This is a genomic window from Bacillus sp. FSL R9-9530 (assembly GCF_038008145.1).
In the GTDB taxonomy this organism is placed as follows: domain Bacteria; phylum Bacillota; class Bacilli; order Bacillales; family Bacillaceae_G; genus Bacillus_A; species Bacillus_A mycoides.
The window spans coordinates 1641489-1664402 of sequence record NZ_JBBOYO010000001.1; the positions used below are offsets into that span (position 1 = coordinate 1641489).

The following is a 22914-nucleotide window of genomic DNA, read 5'->3' on the forward strand; positions in this document are numbered from 1 at the left end:
AAAGCATATTCATCCCTAGTAAATAGGGACGAATATGCTTATATTCGTGGTTCCACCCAGATTCCCATCACAAAAAACATAATGGCTTCTTTTGCGATAACGTCGCTTACACGGCACTAGATACTTGATTTCCCCAGTGCAGCTCTAAGGTGGTAAGTTATTTTACTGCGTTAGGAAGTTCTCAGCTTTCCTTCCTTCTCTGTATAACCGTTTAAAATAACTCGTGTCCTTTTCTTTGCTTTTGTAACAATTACATTTATTGTTATTTAATATATCCTATTCATTTTATTTTTACAAGTGTTAAAAATATATTTTTTATTCAAAAAAAAGAAACCAAAAACATTTTTTGGTCTCCCCTTCTCTTTTTTACCAATCTTGTGGTTCGTAATTTAAGTCTGAAAATAGGCGTTTTTTCTCTTTTTTCGATAAATCTCTCCACTGTCCGACTGGTAAATTATTCAACTCAATATTCATAATTCTCGTACGTTTTAACGTGTATACTTGATAACCCAAAGCTTCACACATACGGCGAATTTGACGATTTAGCCCCTGTGTTAAAATAATTTGGAACTCATATTTTGATAACTGTGTTACTTCACAAGGAAGTGTTTTTGTATCTAAAATTTTAACACCTGCTGCCATTTTTTCTAAAAACTCCGGTGTAATCGGCTTATCTACTGAAACGATATATTCTTTCTCATGTTTGTTTTCAGCACGTAAAATCTCATTAACGATATCGCCATCATTCGTTAACAAAATTAAACCGTCTGAGTCTTTGTCGAGACGTCCGATGTGATTAATTCGTAAAGGATGATTCACTAAATCGATAATATTACCTTTTACTGCTTTTTCACTTGTACATGTAATACCTACTGGTTTATTTAAAGCGATATACACATGGTCTCGAGCAATACGAAGTTGCTCTCCATTTACTCGTACGTCATCACCTGGATTTACTTGGTCACCAATTTTTGCAACCTTACCGTTAATAATTACTTTTCTCTCGTTAATTAACTTATCTGCTCCACGTCGAGACGCTTTTCCAGCTTCACTAATAAATTTATTGATACGCAAGTTAGGCACATCCTTTTCATAAAAAATTTCAAGCTCACACTGCTTCTACCATACAATACAAAAGGGTAAGCCTCCTATTATAACTTAAATATATTAACATGAAAGGGTATATGACGTCTTCACTTAATTACATGTTTACACGAAAATAATTGGTCCTCTTTTCCTTTTCACCTCAAACTGTTTAGCAGTCAATAGATCAACCCTTGAATATAACATCATTTATTTACTTTTTTCATAGATAATATACCGATATAAGTTTGATTAATCATGCCTAAATAACTCACAATATGTGAAAAATAAAAAAGAACCCTTTTGAAAATAATCAAAATGGATCCTTCTTCAACTAAACGAATACTAGTTTTTATACAAAAGTGTTCAATAATTATTATCTTTGATAGAAAACATCGTTCAACAAACAAAATAATCTCGAACTCCCCTAATTTTTTACGCTTCACTATTTTCTTCACATACTCCAAAAAGTAGCCCTTGATTATCTATACAATAAGCAAAGTAACCCGTATTAGGAATAGCAGTTTTAGGTACAACTACTTGTCCACCATTTTCAATAACTTTATTTATGTACTCATCAACTGAAGGTACTTCAATCGAATTAGTTGTCCTAGTAGCACCATCAGGTGATTTCATTAATCCACCATCGATACCAGGTCTATCACTCTCACCTGTAATTATGAACCAATAGTCATGTGGCCCAGGCATTTTTTCAAACTTCCATCCAAAACTATTTGTATAAAATTGAATAGCTTCTTCAGGGTTTGGGACTTGCAATTCAAACCTTAAAACTCTACTCATTTAAATATCTCCCCTCTTATTCTTGTACAAAGTAATTATAAAAGAACTAATGTTCTGTATCAAATTTTTCGAAACTAGCTACTTTAATAAGTTCTAACTTTATTTAGAAGCGGCAACAGACCATTCTTCCTTCCGAATAACTCTCTTCCCATTTATATTTTCAACATACTCATTTACATTTGCTGACTGATATAACTCTGGGAAAATTTCTTTCATATAGAGTTCGTGTGCTATTTCATCTTGCCAATACGTTAATACTATGTAACGATTTTCAGTCTTTAAAGACTTCCCAACAACTCCACCTAACATTCCTTTTGCATTTTCCATTCCTTTATTCCAAATTGTTTCTTGCGTATGTAAAAAATACTTTTCTTTTCCTTCTTTCACATCGCAAATTGCAACTCTTACAAATGACCCTTGTGCAGTTACGTCTTTCAAAGGAGTTTCTGTTATATCATACAACGTTTGAAACATTTCAATATTACAGGAAATATATGTGCCTTCTTGATTACTATTTAAAAAAATTGTATCATGAGCATCATTCATGAATGATTGATATGCATTTCTATCTTCCCATAAAGTATATACACACGCTTCCCCTTCATTCCACCCACCAAATTGTCCATAGAATCCATCTAAATACTGTAAATCACGCCATTTTTCTTGCGCATCAGAAAACAATTCCCTTTTCTCTTCTTCCACCTTGCAAAATATTGTTTTTAATAGCATTTCTAATCCCCCTTATGATACGGTCCATTTCCCACTTGCAATACTTTCTATTTTTCCACCAATGCAAACATTAATTTTACTCTCAATCACCTCTGCTTGTATGTGTATTAGAGAATGGCGATTTATCTCATACCCTTGTTCAACATGCATATTTATCTTTTCCGTTCCAAGATAACGATATTTTATAAGATACGCCGCTAAACATCCATTTGAGCTTCCTGTTGCCATATCCTCTGTGATTCCATAATAATCTGCAAAATCACGGACATTAAGATCATTGATTCCCTAACTATAAAATCCCTAATTTTCCATAAATAACGCAAGGTGATTACCTGAATACTTGCCTTGCGAGAATACATCCACAATGTAAAAATCCCAATATCTCTTCTATTCTTCAATACAACCTGTTTACATAATGAAATTATAGTTTATTAAATTTGTATATTTTTCAAAGAATCCTCTGCTTTTTCTATCAACCAATCACCAAACGTATCTAAAAATGATAAGATTTCTTCTATCTCTTTTATCGGTTCAATTACATATTGTAGTGCTTTCCTCATATTTTTTTCTTGTTCGGGAAAATGCTTACTAAATAACTCATATGCTGGATATAAGTCCCTGGAATACAGCCCTTCTCTATCAATTGTTAATGCTAGACCTGCCCTGACTACAATCTTCATGATCCAACGACAACAATCCTCTATATCATCTACGTCCTTATTATGAATTAACTCTTCGTGTGTTTGTTCAATTTGTTTCCGCAAATGAATGAGATGTTCATACACTATCTCCTGACTTACTTTATATTTAGGTAAATATAATTTTACGTCTTCACCTAATATACATACACTATGTGTCTGAATCATAAATCCTATAAAAGAAAAATCCTCTGAGTTTATTACTTCTTTTTCACTATAAAAACTTAACTCCACTCCTGATATACAATTAAACTGCTGTGTAATTTGGACTTCTAGCTCCTTTCTCCAGCTTAAGTCAATTACTTGAGGATTCTTTCGAACTAATATAATCATATCTACATCTGCAACCCCTTCTATCCCAATCCCTCTTGGAATAGAACCCCTTATATAAACACTGTGCAAATCATCCCGCAAAAATTGACAACAAGTATCCTTTATTTCTTGTATTACCTCCAAAAACAAAGGCTGAATTTTATTAAAATGTGCATCGTTTATAATAAATCCTTCATCATCCACAGGACAAAAACGCCCTATTTTTTTTATTCTTGGCAATTTATCAACTCATTTCCCTATAAAATATTGGTTTATTCCACACATACAACAATTATAATTCAAATAATTCAGAATTGAAAATTTGAAAATAAGACATAAATAATCCTACATTGTTACGTCCTATCTCTTTTATCACCATTCATTTTTCGAATATATAATAAGTAATCTCTCCTGAGATCATAAAATAGAAGATAAATTAGGAATACCAAAAAAATAAGTTTATTTACTATTTCAAAATAAAAAATGATTGCATTTCACTAATTGTATATCTATAATGTTTTTATTGATTCTATACAGAATCAATGCGTTTAAGTTTTTAATTTTATAATTCGGATGAACCATTCAGGAGAAGGTCTATTGATCTACCGACGGGGCAAAAAGTTGCTGAACCAACTTTGAAACTCTCAGGTCTTGTTTACAAGTAGAACTGCATGGGGACGAATCTCTGGAGAGACTCCCTCTCGCTTAATATAGCGCGGAGGAAAACGAGCACCGAAGGAGCAAATCCGCTAATCTAGCGGATAATCTCTCAGGTAAAAGGACAGAGACAAGCGAAAGAAAATGCCGATTTGTATCGGTTTATTTTTCTATCCCTTGTTTCTCCAGAGACCATTTCATTTCCTTGAAGTGGTTTTTATTTTTTCTAAAAAAGGAGAATACAGATGGAGACAGTAAGTAAAGTATTAGAACAAATTAATCAGTATGTGTGGGGGTTACCAACTTTGTTGCTACTCGTTGGAACTGGTATCATTCTCACAGTGCGCTTAAAAGGTTTACAGTTTAGTAAACTAATATACGCTCACAAGCTAGCTTTTAAAAAATCAGAGGATACATCATCTTCTGGAGATATTAGTCACTTCCAAGCACTGATGACAGCTATGGCTGCAACGATTGGTATGGGAAATATAGCAGGTGTCGCAACTGCTGTGACAATCGGTGGACCCGGCGCAATCTTTTGGATGTGGATTACTGCTTTATTTGGAATGGCAACAAAGTATGCCGAAGCAATCCTTGCGGTGAAATACCGTGTTAGTAATGAAAATGGTGAATACTCCGGTGGACCAATGTATTATTTAGAACGTGGTTTAGGGAAAAAATGGCTGGCTGTTTTATTCGCTATATTCGGCACAGCTGCTTCTTTCGGTATCGGTAATATGGTTCAATCTAATTCAGTTGCAGAGGCAATGCGAATCAATTTTTCTTTCCCTCCTGCATTAACTGGTATACTCATGTCATTCTTAATCGCTATCGTTATTTTGGGCGGTGTAAAAAAGATTGGTAGAGTTACTGGATATATCGTTCCTATTAAAGCATTCTTTTATATAATCGCTGGCCTTATTATTATTTTCTATCACTTTGATCAAATTCCAGAAGCATTTTCACTTATTTTTTCTGGTGCATTTCAAGGTACTGCAGCTGCTGGTGGTTTTATCGGAGCAACAGTTGCATCTGCAATTCAAATAGGAATGGCACGTGGTGTATTTGCTAACGAGGCTGGTTTAGGGAGTGCTCCTATTGCTGCGGCTGCTGCCAAAACAGATTCACCTGCAAAACAAGCTTTAGTTTCTATGACTGGTACTTTTCTAGATACATTTATTGTATGTACAATTACGGGGCTAGTATTAATTACTACAGGCGCATGGAAATCAGGTAAAACTGGTGTTGAAGCTACAACATTAGCATTCCAATCCGTATTCGGTACTGCTGGTAGTATGATTCTCGGTATCGCCATTATATTATTCGCCTACTCTACTATTTTAGGTTGGTCGTATTACGGAGAGAAGTGTGTAGCTTATTTATTCGGACAAGGTGCTGTACGATATTATAAAGCAATCTTTATCGTTATGATTGCAATAGGTGCTAATTTAAAGCTAGGTGTCGTATGGACATTTGCCGATATTGCAAATGGACTTATGGCGATTCCAAACTTAATTGGCCTAATCGGATTAAGTGGTATTGTTGTCGCTGAAACGAATCGCTTTTTACAAGCAGAGAAATTGAAAGAAAGTCATAAAAAACAGGCAAGTTAATCACTAAAAAAAGGAATGGCTCATTTATAATAAGCCATTCCTTTTTTCTCTATTTCAATTCCTTTCCCTCCTGAACCATATGTAAATAAAGTACAAAATCCATCATTGTAGATGAATAACCAAGTTGACGGATCATTGCTGTTATATTCCCTCTATGATATGTACCATGATTTACGACGTGTTGCACTAACTCTAAAATGGAAGTGTCTAATGCACCTGCATATGGGTTCTCAATAACAAATACAGTATTTACGTCTTGTATTCTACTTAAAAATTATTTATATTGATTTGCCATGTTTTCAAACATTTTTTCTAATTCATGTAACGATTTAGTTTCGATTTGTTTTCGTAATTTTTCTCGGTCTTGTATTACTTCACTCATACTTTTACCATGCAATATGTGTAACCACACTTGATCTGTAATATAAATATGTACAAAAGTATCCTTAATTGATGGGAATACACTCTGTATCTGTTCATTAAAAATTGTCTCATAGTTTGGTAACTCTTTTAGTCGGTTGAATAATCGTGTATTAGCCCAAGCATGGTAATCAAACTGTTTTAACATGTAATCTTTCAATCTAAATCTCCTCCTTATTGTATGAAACGAATGTTTTGCTTCTTCATTTCCGATTCTCTATCAGCTTTTACAATCCCTTTTTCTTTAACTTCATGTTTATTTATAGTTTTATATTTTACATATGTATAAAATTCCGTTTTAAATGGAAACGATGTAATTTGAATTGTTTCTTCATCCACCCATTCAGCTTGAATAGGCTTCTCCCCCTTACTATTAAACATTTCTGTTCCTTCAAAACCCTCTTTAAATAAATCAATTTCATCTTTCTTTTTTACACCAGGTTTATTCATACATACATATAAAGAAAGTTCATCACAAAACTTTAATAATCTATAATGTTTATCAAACATCGCATATTGTTCTTTTGTTAACGTTTTCAAAATTCTTTTTTGTCGTTCCAATTCATTTTTATAAAAAGACATCATCTCTTCATCTTCCTCATTTAATGAAAATGATAAAAAGTGCTTACTACAAAGTAGCGCCCCGTATGGATTTGACTCTTCAATTGCATTCAAACCAATCGTATAAAAAACAAAGCGTAATGAACTTGGACAATCCATAAATGTATATGGAATATTTTTAGTATCATTCAAAATTGGTACTTTATCAAGCTCTATCCATCCTCTATCATGCTCATATATAGCATCAATTGTCTCTTTTAAGTATATTTTATCTTCAAAAAAATCTTCTATTATATGTCTTGCAATTTCACCAGCTAAAAAACCATGATCATGTTGACGAATTAATATACTTTCTTTCTCATTCTTTTCACGAAAAATCATCCGTATATTCCCCCTCATCCTCATATTACAGCTTGTTGTATGCATCAATTCTTAATTAATCCCTAAATATTAGCAGGGATTCAGTTTCTTTCAACGAAATTAACATAAATATACAGCATTCTTTCTAATCACAAAGTTAGCTTTATCTTTACTAACCATTATACTAAAACATTCATTCTAAAAAAATTTTTATGAGGTGAAAACATGAACAAAACAGAATTAGTTAAAAATGTAGCACAATCAGCTGATATTTCTCAAAAAGATGCTTCTGCAGCTGTACAATCCGTATTTGACACAATTGCTAATGCATTACAATCTGGCGATAAAGTGCAACTAATCGGCTTTGGAACTTTTGAAGTGCGTGAAAGATCTGCTCGTACAGGGCGTAATCCGCAAACTGGAGAAGAAATTCAGATTGCTGCTGGTAAAGTTCCAGCATTTAAAGCAGGAAAAGAATTAAAAGAAGCTGTTAAATAAACAAGAAACCAGCCATTTTATAGGCTGGTTTCTTGTTTATTGTTTAGTTCTTATTTAAGCAGTTCCTTTATATTCTCTGCATGATACACTTCACAAATATAAAATACACATTTGCAGTTACTTACAATTTGATATTTTCTAGTTGGATAAACATTCGCCGCAACAGAACATCCATCAAACAATTCGATAATATTTCCAGATGGCTGATATCCTTCATATAATACATTTCTTCTTACTTCCATCTTTTCTATAAGGTTTTCAACAGGAATATTTCCACTCTCTAATTCACTCTTTATTGTATCCGGTAAAAACGAAGTGTCTGCAAAAATTAGATTTTCAGATAACACCTTACCTTTATAACTAACATTAGATACGCGATAAAGAAATGTTCCGTTTTTATCAAAGAAATTCTTTGCTTCTTTCGGAATGTATTGTCTATCGAGCGCTTCCTGTTCAAGTACATCAAATTGAACTGTATCTTTTACAAGTTTTTCTAAAGCTAGAATAGATGACGTATTTCTAGAAAACAACATATCTTTAATTGCCTGTACATTATAAGTTAATTCAGTTTTTCTATTTTCCGCTACTAACATGAGGAACACCTCTTCTATAAGAAATTTTATTAAAAATTAACGATGATTTAATAGCAATCCCGCGTCTAACTGCGTAATTTCAGTTACTTCTTTACTAAATATTGCAATGGAAGCCATATAATCTAAACTAGGTCTTACATCTTCCATCATTGTATTTTCTGCTAACTCTTGTCTATCTTTAAAAATCAACAATTTTGGAGGGTCATTTGGAGCTGATACTGTAATTTCTACTGGTGGGATCAATAGTCCTTCACCTGTCGCTTTCAGCACTGCTTCTTTTCGAGTCCAATATGTTAAAAATCCTTCTAGTCGCTGCTCATCAGGTAACTTCATAACTTGTGCTATTTCAATGTCTGTTAATACGCCCTCTGCCATTTTCATAACATCTACATTTGGATTCATTTGCTCAACATCAACACCAACAGGTGCAGATTTAGTAAATGCAACAACAACCCACTCACCCGAATGTGAGACTGATATTTGCGGCATACCTTCTGGTAACTGTGGTCTGCCATGTTGTAATTTACATACTGGGCACATTCGATCAATTGGCACTTGGACTGGCGACATAGAAAGTACCTTTCCAAGTACTAATCTACTAATTACACACCCTATTATAAAACGCGCACGGTCTGCCGAATGATGATATGAATTTGCTTTCTCTCGCTCTACATCATTTAGTAAATTGTAATGCCATGATTGTAAATCTGAAATTCTTGCCCACCATATTTGACAACTATTCTCATTAAGAGTTGGTACAGAATCTACAACTTTACTCTCTATCATGTAAACTCTCTCCTTTTAAATGCCAATATTACTTTATTTCAAAAGAGTATTAGCATGCTGCAACTCATTCATTTACAACTTCTTTCTCTTTTTGTAATACAGATAACGGCTTTTTATTCTTCTTTGACATTACCTCTTTATCAGAAATACGTAAAGAAAATAGTAATGCTATGAGTAAAAATATTGCTGATCCAATTAATGCTGCTTCATATGGTAAGAAATCTGACTGTGCATTATTCTGTACGTTATTACTTCCAAAACCAGATAGTATACTAGCTAAAACAGCAACTCCTATTGCTGATCCTAATCGGTTTTGCACATTGAATATAGTAGTTGCTCTACCCATAGAAGGTGGTGCAATATTGTTAAAAGCAGAAAATTGAACCGCACCGACAGATTGGCCTAAGAAAATACCAATGCCAAACAATAGTGCCCGAATTTGCCATGGATTCGTATCATGATTTACAAAACTTAATAAAATAAAGATAACCGCCGTACTTACTAATCCAATAGAGATTACCTTTCGAGCTCCTAATTTCTTATATGACCATGGTACAATCTGCGAAGAAATCATTAATCCAATCGCCTCTGGGAATGTAGTAAGACCCGACTCCAGCGCGGAAACTCCTATTACATTTTGATACATAAGCGGAAAAATAAATAACATTCCTAGTAAACCAGCTGATGAAAACAACGAAATAAGACTCATTTTTCTAAAGACCGGTTCTTTTAATAAGCGTAAATCTAACATCGGTTGCTTTACTTTAAGTTCTACAATAATAAACAATGTAAGTAATACAATCCCAGCTATCCCAATACTAATTATTTCTTTAGAAACCCAACCTCTTGACGGGCCTTGACTGAGTGCATAGATGAGCATCGCAAAACCTGGTGCTGAAAGAACAAAACCGAGAGAATCAAAACGACCAGCCGATTTTTCAATATGCTCTGCTAAAAATAGAAGTCCAAATAGCAACGCAATGATGCCAAACGGCAGATTAATATAAAATGCCCAGCGCCAAGACATTTGATCTACAAAGAAACCACCAATAATTGGTCCGATCGCTGGTGCTACAGCAATTGGAAGTACAATAAATCGAGAAATTTTTGGTCTTTCCTCTGGTGAAAATGTTCGGAATAACATCGCCATCCCGACTGGTGTTAAAAGTCCGCCACCAGCACCTTGAATGATACGAAAAATGTTTAATGAAGTAATATCATTAGCAATTCCACATAGTGCAGATGCAATTGTAAAAACGAAAAGGGCAGTTAAAAATACTTTTTTCGTACCAAAGCGATCTCCTAACCAACCAGAAATCGGAAGGAAAATAGCTAAGCTAACTAAATACCCAACATTTACAGTTCCCATTGCAGATGGGGGCACTTGCAGTTCTTTGCTTATCGTTTGCAGTGCTACATTCACAATCGTTGCATCCATCGCAGCCATAAACATCGCTGTTATATAAACGATGCTTACAACTACTTTTGGATTTATTTTTACTTTCATTATTGTTTTCCTACTAATATTTTTTCGCTAATTTGATTTTTTTTCGGCTCTAAATCATTCCAGTTAACTTCAACGTATTCTAAGCAAACTTGTCTGCTAGCTTCTTCATGTACGACATTCCATCCAATTGGTACATCGAGAAAGGCAGGCCAGAGAGAATACTGGCCCTCCTCATTCATTAATACTTTATATGTGTAATTATCATTTTCAAATGGATTCGTCATACTTTACTTACCCCTTTCTTATTCTGCAAATATTTCGCTAGCACTTGTCCAATTTCTGTAAGTGGACCTGGCTGACATAAATCTTTATGTCTACAATCAATGTCATGCTGCACGATTTCCCCGTCTAAATAATTTAGCCACGTATTTGGAGAAATAGGATCAAACCAGTCTGGTATAACAGTAGATCTAAAGAATAAAATATCCCCGTTATAAACTTTTGGCACGTATTTCCCTAACAACCCTACTGAATTTACATATGTTTCTTTCAAGTTTAAAATAGTCTCTTCCTCAAGACTTGCTAATGCACTTCCATCTTTGCGAAGTATTGCAACCGCACTTTCCATAGTAAGTGGTTTACCATCCATGTTATCTGGATCATATCCACCTAAAGCAAGTAATGCGATTAACGCTTCTTCTTCAGTAGGTGCTTCCGTATTCGGTAAGAAGTGACCAGGATACGAATCAAGCATAACGAGTAATTCTACTTCTTCCCCTTCATTTTGAAGTTGCGCCGCCATAGCATGAACAACATTTCCTCCAAGCGACCATCCGAGTAAACGATATGGTCCGTGAGGCTGTATTTCACGAACGTGTTTTAAATAATCCGCCGCCATCTCCTCTAAGCTTTTTGGAAGTTCTTCATTTTCAGCGATACCACGTGCTTGTACACCATAGATTGGATAATCTGTTCCTAAAGATTTCATAAGTCCTGCATAGCACCAACTTAATCCACCTGCTGGATGTACGCAAAATAATGGTAATTGATCTCCGCTTGCTCGTAATGGAAGCAACACATCAAGTGCACTTTGACCATTCCCCATTTCAAGTCTTTCAGCAAGCCCTGCAACAGTAGGTGCTGCAAATAAAGTTCCGATATTTAGTTCAACTCCAAGTGCCTCTTTAATGCGACTCATCAGCTGCACTGCAAGAAGTGAATGACCACCAAGATCAAAGAATCCATCATCAATTCCAATTTGAGACACACTTAAAACTTCTGTAAACAAGTCACATAACATTTCTTCTTGCGGTGTTCTCGGTCCGCGGCTAGAAGATGATGCAATAAATTCTGGAGCTGGCAATGCCTTTCTATCTAATTTACCGTTTGGAGTTAAAGGTAACTCATTTACTACTACAAAAGCGTATGGAACCATATAATCTGGCAAACTACCTCCAGCATACTGACGCATTTCATTCGTATCGATCGTTTCATTATTTGATGCGACGATATAAGAAACTAATCGTTTATCCCCTGGTTGATCTTCCCGTACAATAACAGCTACTTGTTCAACTTTAGGATGTTTCATTATTACCGCTTCTATTTCCCCTAATTCAATTCGGAATCCACGAATTTTAATTTGATGATCTGCACGTCCTATATAATCTAACGTCCCATCTTGACGCCAGCGCGCTAGGTCTCCTGTACGATACATTCTTGTACCTGGCTTACCAAATGGATCTGCGATAAAACGTTCCGCAGTTAATCCTGCTCTTCCTAAATATCCACGAGCGAGCCCTGCACCTGCAACATATATTTCTCCAACTACTCCAGGTGGCATCGGTTGTAAATAGTTATCTAATACGTATACTTTAAGATCCGGTATACTGCACCCGATTAAACTATTTGCTCGTAAAGATACGATACTTTCATCTAATTCAATATAACTAACATGTACCGTCGTCTCCGTTATTCCGTACATATTAATAAGCTTCGGTGCGTTATAAGGATGACGACTATACCAATCTTCTAATCGACTTAGTTCAAGTGCTTCTCCGCCAAAAACAACATATCGTAAAGATAATTTTTGACCAACCTCTTCATTTTCACGATCTGCTTGCATCAATTGATAGAACGCTGATGGAGTTTGGTTTAAAACAGTAACCTTTTCCTTAACAAGAAGCTGTAAAAATTCTTTCGGCGAGCGACTTACAGTATGTGGTACTACAACTAAACGCCCTCCATATAATAAAGGTCCCCAAATTTCCCAAACCGAGAAATCAAAAGCGTATGAATGGAACATCGTCCACACATCGTCTGCGTCAAATTGGAACCAATGATCAGTTGCTCCTAAAAGTCTTACTACATTTTGATGAGGTATCATAACGCCTTTCGGTCTACCTGTTGATCCTGACGTATAAATAACGTAAGCAATATGTGAAGGAGATAACGGCTTCATGCGCTCCATTTCATCTATATTGTCTTCACTATATTTCTCAATTTCTTCTATTACGTTCACATCATCAACTAAAATCTTTAGTGCCTCATCACATTCAATTTCCACATCTGAATTTGTTAAAACACATGATGGTTTCGCATCGTCTAGCATAAATGAGATACGATCTGACGGATAATCCGGATCTAACGGAAGGTATCCCGCACCAGCTTTAAGAACAGCAAGTAAGCTTACAACCATATTTAAAGATCTCGGCATCGCTAAAGCAACAAGTTGATCAGGACCGATTCCTTTCGCTATTAACAAACGAGCTATTTTATTCGCTTTTCTATTTAACTCTTCATAAGTTAGCTTTTCATCTTCAAAGACAACAGCAATAGAATTTTGATTTACATGAGCCTGCTTTTCAAATAATTGTGGCAATGTCATTTCAGGTACAATTTGAAAACCACCATTCCACTTTTCTAAAACTGTATTTCGCTCTGCTAAAGTTAATATTTCTAATCTACCAATTGATTGATCCGGATGTTTCTCTGCATCATCTAATAATAGAATGAATCGTTCTATTAGTTTTTGAACCGTTTCACGTTTATATAAATCGGTACTAAACTCTAACAATCCGTGTAAGCCGTTTGGAGTACCATCAACTCTGTTACTCTCGCTAATTTCAAATGTTAAATCAAATTTTGCAGAACCAACACTTTGAATTTCAAGGCTCGCTTCTAAATCCGGTACATTAAACGTTGCTTCTGGCGTATTTTGGAAAGCTAACATAACTTGAAACAGCGGATGACTATTTCGAGTTCGTACTGGGTTTAACACTTCAACAAGTCGTTCAAATGGAACATCTTGATTTTCATAAGCTGCAAGGTTTACCTGTTTCACTCTATTTAATAATTCTTTAAAACTTGGATTTCCTGATGTATTTGTGCGTAACACTAATGTATTTACAAATAAACCAACTATATCCGTGAGTACATCGTCGTTTCTTCCAGCAATCGGACTACCTAATGGTATATCAGTTCCAGCACCTAATCTTGTAAATAAGGCACTTAGTCCTGCTTGCAACACCATAAACAAACTAACTCCATTTTTACGAGCGAGCTCCACTAACCTACTATGCATACCTTCATCTAAATGAAAATGAATTGTTTCCCCGCGATAACTAGTTTCAATTGGGCGCTGGTAATCTGTAGGTAACTCCATTTGATCTGGTAAACCTTTTAACTCTTCTTTCCAAAAATCTAATTGTGTTGAAATAATACTGTCTGGTTTTGTTTCATCACCTAATAGCTGTTGTTGCCATAGTGAATAATCTGCGTATTGAACTGAAAGGGTTTCTAGTTGAACACTATCACCTTGACATCGTGCTTTATAAGCCGCTGTAAAGTCTCTCGTTAACGCTTGTAATGACCATCCATCTCCTACAATATGATGCAAAAGAATTAGTAAAACATGTTCGTTTTCACTCACTTTAAAAAGTTGCAAACGAATTGCTGGTTCGATATCAAGATTAAAGCTATATCTTACAGCTTCAGACAGTGTACTTTCTAATTCATCCTTACATGTATTTGTTATAATCATTTTTAAATTCAATTTATCCATTTCTAGAATTCTTTGATATGAACTGCCAAGTGAATTCGGGAAAATCGTTCTAAGTGTTTCATGTTTCTCAACTACATCATAAAAGGCACCTTGCAGTGCTTCCTCATTCAATTTTCCAGACATACGAATGACTAACGGAATATTATAAGTAGGACTTGGACCTTCTAAACAATTTAAGAACCATAACCTGCGCTGTGCAAATGAAAGTGGAACTTCATTTGGCCTACTTACTTTCTTAATAGCTGGCCTTGCGCTTTTTGCACGATCCAACTGGTTCGCTAATTCAGCAACAGTTGGTGATTCAAATAGCTTTCCGATTCCTAATTCTACACTTAACGTTTCACGAATTCTTGCCATTAAACGAGATGCAAGAAGCGAATGGCCACCCATTTCAAAGAAATTATCATCTATACTAATTCGCGAAACACCAAGTACTTCAGCAAATAAATCACATAATATTTCTTCTTTCGGATTTCTAGCAACTCTCTCATTGTTCATTCCATTAAAATCAGGAGCAGGTAATTTCTTTCTATCAACCTTACTATTTGGTGTTAATGGTAATTCTTCTAGCACAACAAATGCCGATGGCACCATATAATTCGCTAAACTTTCTGAAACATAAGAACGAATTTCCGAAAGATTAATTGGTTCCTTCTCTTCGGCAACGATATACGCAATGATTCGTTTATCATTTGGACGATCTTCTCGTACCATTACCACTGCTTGTTGTATATTTTCATGTCGTTGTAATACCGTTTCAATTTCAGCTAATTCAATTCGGAAACCGCGAATTTTAATTTGATGATCTGCGCGACTAATGTACTCTAACACACCATCGTTACGCCATTTCACAAGATCACCTGTGCGGTACATACGTGCTCCATCTTTTCCATAAGGGTTTGCAACAAACCGTTCAGCCGTTAACGCTGGTTTTCCTAAATATCCGTTCGCAAGTCCTTCTCCTGCAATATATAATTCACCGATAACTCCAGGTGGAACAGGCTGTAACCCTGCATCCAAAACGTACACTTCTGTATTCCAAATTGGTCTTCCAATAGGAGGGATACCATTTTCACTGTCATCAATGTTCATGAAAGTAGACCAAATAGTCGTTTCAGTTGGTCCATATAAGTTAGTTATAGAGCAACCTAATTCTTTTAATTTATTTGCTAAATGTGCCGGAAGAGCTTCACCGCCAACGAGTACGTTTAGCCTTTGTAACCTCTCTGGATATTCAGTTATTAACGCCTGCCAGAGCGTCGGTGTAGCTTGCATAATTGTCGCTCTTTCTTCTTGTAACAATGTCGTTAACGCAGAAGGCCCTTGGATTACCTCTTTTTGTGCAATTGTTAAACTTGCACCACTAATAAGAGGTAAATAAATTTCTAGAGCAGAAATATCAAACGCAAACGTTGTAACTGCTAATAAATGATCGTTTTCATTTAATGAAAACATATCTTTCATAGCTAATAAGAAGTTACTTAAACCTTTCATAGTAACAATTACACCTTTTGGATTTCCGGTTGATCCTGAAGTGTAAATTGTATAAGCTTGGTTTAAAAGTGATTCATCATTTTTAAATGGTAGATTCATATGAGAATATGTTTTTAACGCTATTTTCGTTTCTTCGCTATCTAATATGATTTTTTTAATATCATTTTCTATAACTAAAGTAGATGAAACAGATGAATGTGTTATGATACAAACTGGATTTGCATCATTTACTATATAATGAATTCGCTCGGCTGGGTATTCTGGATCTATCGGTAAATACGCTGCACCAGCCTTTAGAACTGCTAGCATACTAACTACCATTTCTATTGATTTTGGAAATACTAAGGCTACAAACTGATTTACTTCTATTCCTTCTTCTAATAAATAGTGTGCTAGTTCATTCGCTCGTTCATTTAGCTCTTTATACGTAAGTTTTATCCCGTTACAAGTAACTGCTATTTTATTTGGATTTTTTTGTACTTGTTTTTCAAATAATATAGGTAGATTAATTAGCTCTTCAGCTTTCTTCGTTTCATTCCATTCCAATAAAACTTTATGATTTTCTTCAGGAAGAGTAATGTTTATTTTTCCAATCGGCTCGTCTTTGTGATAATTATTTATCACTAATTCTAATAGATTCATAAATCTTTCTTTATGCAATGCTAGTTCCGTATCGCTATATACTTCCGGATTCGCATCAAAATGAATCATTAACTCATTTTCATCGAAGCGCTTATATACATTAATCGATAAGTCATCGACAGGTCCTGCTGATAAATTATGTGTAATACCACGATTTCCAGCAAAGTTAAGCCCGTAATCAAAAGGCATAACATTCACTAACGGCCCAAACAACCTTTGATTTTCACCTAGTAACTTTAAGTCTCTTCTTAATTCCTCATGACGATATTTATGATGACGACGTACGTCTCGAATTTCTTTAGAAACTTGCTGTATTAATTCTGCAAAAGTTATATTTGGAGTTAACTTTAGACGAAGAGGAACTAAATTCATTACCATGCTAGGTGTATGAATAGATACAGAACCAAGACGCCCCATCATCGGTAAACCTAAAACAATATCATTTGCACCTGTTAATTTATGCATATAAATACTTGTTACAGCTACAACAAATTCGGGCCAACTCGTTAACGAAATATTAATATCTTCTAGTAAAGTTTTCGTACTAGCATTTGATAGATAAGCAGTTTCTCTTAAAAATCCATTTGATGTTCTCGGCGCTCGTTCTGCTAAACTTATAACTTCCGGTTCATCTGCAAACTTTTCTAGCCAAAAAGTACGATCTTCCTGAATTTGTTTAGATTCACGATACTCATTATCTTCTTGTACAATTTTTGCAAGAGAACCAAATGGCTTTTCATTCTTATTTGTTTCTTCTATAAGTGATGTATACTCATTCGCTACCTTTTGGCTAAGAAGTGAAAATCCATAGCCATCCATCACAATGTGATGGATGCGCTGATACCAAAAGAAACGATTATTTTCAACTTGAATAAGTGCTTCAGTAAATAATTTATCTTCTTTTAAATCTATCGGTACAGATAAATCATTTTTCATCCATACTTTAGCAGCTTCTTCAGGATTTTCTTCTTTACGAACGTCAATAAAATGCATATGAAACGTTGACGATTCCTCAATAACTTGCCATGGGCCAATTTCATCCTCTTCGAAACGAACATGAAGTGCTTCTGCTTCTTTTACCACTTTACGCACAGCTAACTCGAAAATTTCATGATTAATATTTCCGTTTATTTCTATATATTCCCCAGTATTATAAATCGGATTAAGCGGATCTAATTGTTGCGCAAACCACATACCAGACTGCGCAGATGATAACGAATGACGAATCTTTTGACTATTAGGCATTCTTTACTACCCCTTTATTATGTAGTCTATTTGTTACAGCACTTGTGCTGCTTGTGAAGATAGTAAACGGTACCAATCATCAACAGTTGGACGTTCTGCTAAATCTGCAAAAGTGATTTCTTTCCCTTCGCGGCGCCACTTCTCTACTAAACTCATAATTCTGACCGAATCAAGTCCTCTATTTAATAAGTCTTCATCAACTTCAATACTCTCTACTGGCTCACGGAGTAGTTGTGCAACTAGTTCATGTACTTTCTGTAAAGTGATTCCTTCACTCTCATCGCTTTTTACACTTTGTAAATCTTTTAATAGTAAGTTTGTTGATGTCGTTACTGCACATCTATTAGATGCATACTGCAATGCTTGTTTATGATGCTCTAGCGAAAAATCAGCAACTGCATCTGCTACAAAAAATGGCTCTATACCATCCATAAATGCTTCACAAGCTGTTAAAAGGCAGCCAATATGCGCATAAATACCGCAAATAATAAGTTGATCTCTTCCCTGCTCATTTAAAATTTCTAATAGATTCGTCTTTTTAAATGCACTATATCTCCATTTGGTTAGGAATATATCATCCTCATCTGGAGTAAGCTCATCGACAATTTTCTTTTTATCTGGTCCAGCAGGAATACCGTCACCCCAAAAGTCTTGTAATAACCCTCGTTGTTCTAACGTTTGTCCACCAGGTTGTGCTGTATAAACAACTGGTATACCAAGTTCCTTGCATCTTTCTCTTATCACCTTAATATTTGAAATTAGTTCTACTTTTGGCGATTCTTTATCGCTATATGCATCAAGAAAATATTCTTGCATGTCATGGATTAGAAGAACCGCACGTTTCGGATCTGGCGTCCAATTCACTTTATTTTTTGGTAGTTCTGATTCAATTGGCATTTTATATACTGAAATAGATGGGATAGCCATCTAATCACTTCCTTCCGATTTTTATTATTGTTTTACTGTAATAAGTTTTTCAGCAATGACTTTACGTAATTCTTTTTTGCTTACTTTTCCAACACCTGTTTGTGGGAATGATTCAATAAATTCAATTCGATCTGGAATCTTATAAGCTGCTATACCACGTTCTCTTAAGAACATTTTTAATTCGTTTGCAGTTAGGACTTGTCCACGAGCGATAACAAAAGCGCAAGTGCGTTCTCCTAAATAATCGTCAGGCATAGATACAATTGCTACATCATGTACTGCATCATGTGCTAATAGATGATTTTCAACCTCTTCCGCAGCAACCTTCTCACCGCCACGATTAATTTGATCTTTATCTCTTCCTTCTACAATGATGTAACCTTGTTCATTTACTTTCACAAGATCTCCTGTACGATAAAATCCATCCTTTGTAAATGATCGTGCATTATGCTCTTCCGCTTTATAATAACCACGAATTGTATATGGACCTCTTGTTAATAAACTTCCTACTTCACCGGGTTTTACATCGTTATCATTTTCATCAACAACCCTTACTTCATCGAATGTAGACATCGGTCTACCTTGCGTATGAATAATAATTTCTTCAGGATCATTTAATCTTGTGTAATTTACTAACCCTTCTGCCATACCGAACACTTGCTGTAACGTACATCCAAATGTAGGGCGAATACGCTTCGCAACTTCGGCACTAAATTTCGCACCTCCTACTTGAATAACTTGCAGGCTCGATAAATCGTCGTTACGGGAAGATGCTGCATCAAGCCAAATCATTGCTAATGGTGGAACGAGCGCTGTAATCGTAACTTTTTCTTTTTCTATAAGAGCAAATGCCTCATCTGGACTGCCTCCAGTTGCCAATACTACTTTTCCACCCGCATAGAAAGTTCCAAATGTCCCTGGAGAACTCATCGGGTAATTGTGTGCTACTGGAAGAACTGCCATATAGACACTTTCTGCATTTAAATTACAAATGTCAGCGCTAACACGTAAACTATAAATATAGTCATCATGTGTTCTAGGAATTAATTTAGAAAGTCCTGTCGTCCCTCCTGATAATTGGAGAAACGCAACATCACTTGGCTGAACTTCTGGTAACGGAATCGGATCCATATAAAGATCAGTTATGTTCACGAATTCTTCTTCTTCCCCCACTACGATTACATGTTGTAAAGCGGGAACTTTCTCTTTCACTTCTCTTGCTAGTTTTCGATAATCAAAGCCGAGAGCCTTATCTGAAATAACGTAAGCACTCGCTTCACCAAACTCGCAAAAATAACTAATTTCACTACTGCGATGAGAAGGTAGTGCAAAAACAGGGAGTGCTCCAATGCGAAATAGCGCAAAGCATATTTCGAAAAACTCTATAATATTAGGCAACTGGATTACAACTCGGTCCTCTTTCTTTATTCCTAAATTCAGTAAACCTGAAGCTAAGCGATCTACCTTTTTATCAAGTTCACTATACGTTATATGCGTATTACTACTTACAACCGCAATTTGATCCCCATATTTTTCAGCGCGTTCTTTTAACATCGAACCAAATGTTTCTCCAAGCCAACACCCTTCTTCTCGATAGCGATTGGCAAATTCTTTTGGCCATTCCGTATAACCTATTAACATTCTTTCTTCCCCCTATTTTTCATTCAGCGCATTATCTCTTAACCCTAAAGCCTTCAACATTGTTTGGAACTTAGCAGATGTTTCTGCTAACTCATCTTCTGGCTTTGATTCAGCAACAACTCCAGCACCTGCATATAAGCGAAGTGTATTCTCTTGCACTTCAGCACAACGAATTGTAACAATCCATTCGCCATCTCCATCTAAATCGCTCCACCCTAACATTCCTGTAAAGAATTCACGGTCAAATGGCTCAATTTTTTGAATAGCCTCTCTCGCTTCTTCCATTGGAGTTCCGCAAACTGCTGGCGTAGGATGAAGAGCAATTGCTAATTCTAAAGAAGACGTATTTGGGTCCTTTAGTTCACCTTTCACTTCCGTAGACAAATGCCACATTGCTTCACTATGAATAACTGAGGGTTTTTCTGGAACATGTAATATATGACAGTAAGGGCGAAGCGCAGCGGCAACCGCTTCAACTACTACCGCATGTTCATGTAAATCTTTTGGAGAAGAAAGTAATTCTTCTGCCCTTCTTTTATCTTCTACTGGATCCTCACTTCGTGGTCTTGAGCCAGCCAACGGATTAGAAATTACTTGCATACCATGACGTGAAACAAGTAATTCAGGACTTGCTCCAATTAACGTCTTACTGTACTCGTTTTCATCTTTCGGCAAATTAACAGCAAATGTGTAGCCGTGCTTATTATGTTCCGCTAATTCACGAAGTAGTTTTTGTTGATCAATTTTCTCGGAAGACTTAACATCCAATGATCTAGATAGAACGATTTTTCTTAAATCTCCGTCCTGAATTTTTGCTATTCCTTGCTTCACACCATCCATATAAACTTCAGGAGCTGGAACCGGTGTCATTTCAAATGTCAGTTTCTCATTTCGTTTTATCTCATTTGTCGTCTCTAACTGTAAACGCTCAGTAATTCTACTATGTTCTGGTACGATAAGTTGAACTTCTTTTCTACGATCAAAGGGCAAAGCACCAACAACGATAGGATTCGGATTTCCGGCTTGTTTTGCATTACTTAATACCGCTTGTACAAGTTCTGGAAAGCTTTCAATTTCACGATGTTTTACTGTAGTAAACTCTCCTTCTGCTAATATTGTTCGAGTTGGTGAAGCGAAAAAGAATGAAGATTCTGTCTTATAATCTTCTAAAAGTTTTTCTGACAGTTCCTTTACGGCTGTAAGTTCATTCATAGTATAATAACCTCCTGAATTTTTTATTAAACTCCTAATGTAGCTCCGCCATCGACACATAAATTGTGCATTGTAATATGACTCGCTTTATCAGAAGCTAAAAACAATACTGCTTCAGCAATTTCTGAAGGTTGTGCAATTTTTTGTAACGGAATACCGAGTCTATATGTATTTTGAGAACCAGCAATTATATTTTCAGCTCCATTCTCATCAGCCCATAGTAATCTTTGCATTTCAGTTTCAGTAGAACCAGGAGAAACTAAGTTGCAGCGAATATTGTATGCTGCAAGCTCTAACCCTAAACACTTCATAAACATTGTCGTTGCGGCTTTTGATGCAGCGTACGCAGCCATTTCCATTCTCGGAGTATTTGCCGCATTTGAACCAACTGTAACAATTGCCCCTGACTTTCTTTGCATCATATGTTTACTTACTGCTCGAGACATATAGAAAACTCCTGTAGAATTTACGGAGAAGGTTTTATTCCAATCTTCATCACTTAAAGAGTGAATTGGTCCCATACGTAATACCCCTGCAACATTTATTAATATATCTATTGGTGCTATATCATTTTCAATACCGTTTACCATATCTTCAACAGCGGTACTATCACTCACATCTAAATGAAATATTTTCATACGTGTTTCATTTAATTCATTTTCATTTAAGAGTACGTTTAACCCCTCTTCATTTTGATCAACCGCAATAACTGTAGCTCCTCTTTCTAAAAACATTTTGGCAACAACACTGCCTATACCTTGAGCTGCACCTGTTACTAAAACCGTTTTTCCATCAAATTCCCCTAAGTTCATTTCCTCTATCCTTTCATTTGAAAATTAATCTAATTAAACAAATAGCAATAATGATAACGATTATCACTATCAATGTAAAAAATAATACACTTACTAAACTAATTGGTCAAGTGTACTTTTCATCAAAATATTATTCATTGATAATGTTTTTCATTTAATATTCTTACATCGAAATGATAATCTTTCTCAATAAACTTGTCAACCTATTTTTATTTTTCAGATAAAATATTTTAGTACTTCTCAATACAATTACATCTAAAAGCATTAATAAGTACTTACATTAAAAAATTTAATTCGTACTCCTCTTTTTAAAATTGAAGAAG

The 22914-nt window shown here is 35.4% G+C and carries 17 protein-coding genes, 1 pseudogene, 1 riboswitch and 1 other annotated feature; of the genes and pseudogenes, 2 read left to right on the forward strand and 16 right to left on the reverse strand.

The features are described from left to right. Positions 1-21: 21 nt before the first annotated feature. Positions 22-245: a binding site (T-box leader), on the reverse strand. Between the two features lie 121 nt (positions 246-366). From MKX66_RS08155 to MKX66_RS08180, 5 genes are all read right to left on the reverse strand, one after another. Next, entirely contained in the window at positions 367-1074 is a 708-nt protein-coding gene (locus MKX66_RS08155) for a pseudouridine synthase (RefSeq protein WP_002085707.1), read from the reverse strand. 444 nt (positions 1075-1518) lie between these two features. Then, a complete protein-coding gene (locus MKX66_RS08165; RefSeq protein ID WP_326996797.1) occupies positions 1519-1884 on the reverse strand; it encodes a VOC family protein in 366 nt (121 codons plus the stop codon). 99 nt (positions 1885-1983) lie between these two features. Then, positions 1984-2613: a YdbC family protein gene (locus MKX66_RS08170; RefSeq protein WP_002127296.1), complete on the reverse strand. Its 630-nt coding sequence runs from the start codon at positions 2611-2613 to the stop codon at positions 1984-1986. A gap of 12 nt (positions 2614-2625) precedes the next feature. After that, a complete protein-coding gene (locus tag MKX66_RS08175; protein WP_078176586.1) occupies positions 2626-2895 on the reverse strand; it encodes a PhzF family phenazine biosynthesis protein in 270 nt (89 codons plus the stop codon). Between the two features lie 149 nt (positions 2896-3044). Beyond that, a complete protein-coding gene (locus tag MKX66_RS08180) occupies positions 3045-3863 on the reverse strand; it encodes a nucleotidyltransferase (protein ID WP_088039341.1) in 819 nt (272 codons plus the stop codon). 435 nt (positions 3864-4298) lie between these two features. Then, positions 4299-4418: riboswitch (glycine riboswitch) on the forward strand. A 107-nt stretch (positions 4419-4525) separates the two neighbouring features. Between MKX66_RS08180 and MKX66_RS08185 the strand changes: the two genes are divergently transcribed. Then, the gene (locus tag MKX66_RS08185; protein WP_002012784.1) at positions 4526-5893 is read left to right on the forward strand and encodes an alanine/glycine:cation symporter family protein; all 1368 of its coding nucleotides are present in this window, start codon (positions 4526-4528) and stop codon (positions 5891-5893) included. Between the two features lie 49 nt (positions 5894-5942). Here the strand turns inward: MKX66_RS08185 and MKX66_RS08190 are convergent. Both MKX66_RS08190 and MKX66_RS08195 read right to left on the reverse strand, forming a co-directional pair. After that, positions 5943-6473 (reverse strand): annotated as a pseudogene (locus MKX66_RS08190) (DinB family protein). Positions 6474-6487: 14 nt separating this feature from the next. After that, positions 6488-7255 (reverse strand): DUF3891 family protein, encoded by a 768-nt coding sequence (locus tag MKX66_RS08195; RefSeq protein WP_002085720.1) that lies wholly within the window; start codon positions 7253-7255, stop codon positions 6488-6490. Positions 7256-7459: 204 nt separating this feature from the next. On the opposite strand from MKX66_RS08195, the gene MKX66_RS08200 reads away from it, so the two are divergent. Next, the gene (locus MKX66_RS08200) at positions 7460-7732 is read left to right on the forward strand and encodes an HU family DNA-binding protein (RefSeq protein ID WP_002012780.1); all 273 of its coding nucleotides are present in this window, start codon (positions 7460-7462) and stop codon (positions 7730-7732) included. A gap of 50 nt (positions 7733-7782) precedes the next feature. Here MKX66_RS08200 and MKX66_RS08205 read toward each other — a convergent pair whose 3' ends face one another. From MKX66_RS08205 to dhbA, 9 genes are all read right to left on the reverse strand, one after another. Further along, complete coding sequence (locus MKX66_RS08205; protein ID WP_002012778.1) at positions 7783-8325, reverse strand: hypothetical protein; 543 nt, start codon at positions 8323-8325, stop codon at positions 7783-7785. A gap of 36 nt (positions 8326-8361) precedes the next feature. Continuing rightward, on the reverse strand, positions 8362-9111 hold the full coding sequence (gene sfp, locus MKX66_RS08210) for a 4'-phosphopantetheinyl transferase Sfp (RefSeq protein WP_341085906.1): 750 nt from the start codon (positions 9109-9111) through the stop codon (positions 8362-8364). A 64-nt stretch (positions 9112-9175) separates the two neighbouring features. Next, on the reverse strand, positions 9176-10618 hold the full coding sequence (locus tag MKX66_RS08215) for an MDR family MFS transporter (protein ID WP_341085908.1): 1443 nt from the start codon (positions 10616-10618) through the stop codon (positions 9176-9178). Next, a complete protein-coding gene (locus MKX66_RS08220; RefSeq protein ID WP_000184075.1) occupies positions 10618-10842 on the reverse strand; it encodes an MbtH family protein in 225 nt (74 codons plus the stop codon). The genes MKX66_RS08215 and MKX66_RS08220 overlap by 1 nt, the downstream gene beginning before the upstream one ends. Continuing rightward, positions 10839-17999, reverse strand: coding sequence for an amino acid adenylation domain-containing protein (locus MKX66_RS08225; RefSeq protein WP_341085911.1), 7161 nt, complete (start codon positions 17997-17999; stop codon positions 10839-10841). Before MKX66_RS08225 ends, MKX66_RS08220 begins: the two co-directional genes overlap by 4 nt. Positions 18000-18032: 33 nt before the next feature. Next, on the reverse strand, positions 18033-18926 hold the full coding sequence (locus MKX66_RS08230; protein ID WP_002012770.1) for an isochorismatase family protein: 894 nt from the start codon (positions 18924-18926) through the stop codon (positions 18033-18035). Positions 18927-18950: 24 nt separating this feature from the next. Then, a complete protein-coding gene (locus MKX66_RS08235; protein WP_063219574.1) occupies positions 18951-20567 on the reverse strand; it encodes a (2,3-dihydroxybenzoyl)adenylate synthase in 1617 nt (538 codons plus the stop codon). A gap of 12 nt (positions 20568-20579) precedes the next feature. After that, on the reverse strand, positions 20580-21779 hold the full coding sequence (dhbC, locus tag MKX66_RS08240) for an isochorismate synthase DhbC (protein WP_326996804.1): 1200 nt from the start codon (positions 21777-21779) through the stop codon (positions 20580-20582). Positions 21780-21805: 26 nt separating this feature from the next. Next, positions 21806-22591, reverse strand: coding sequence for a 2,3-dihydro-2,3-dihydroxybenzoate dehydrogenase (gene dhbA, locus MKX66_RS08245; protein WP_002141680.1), 786 nt, complete (start codon positions 22589-22591; stop codon positions 21806-21808). Positions 22592-22914: the final 323 nt, after the last annotated feature.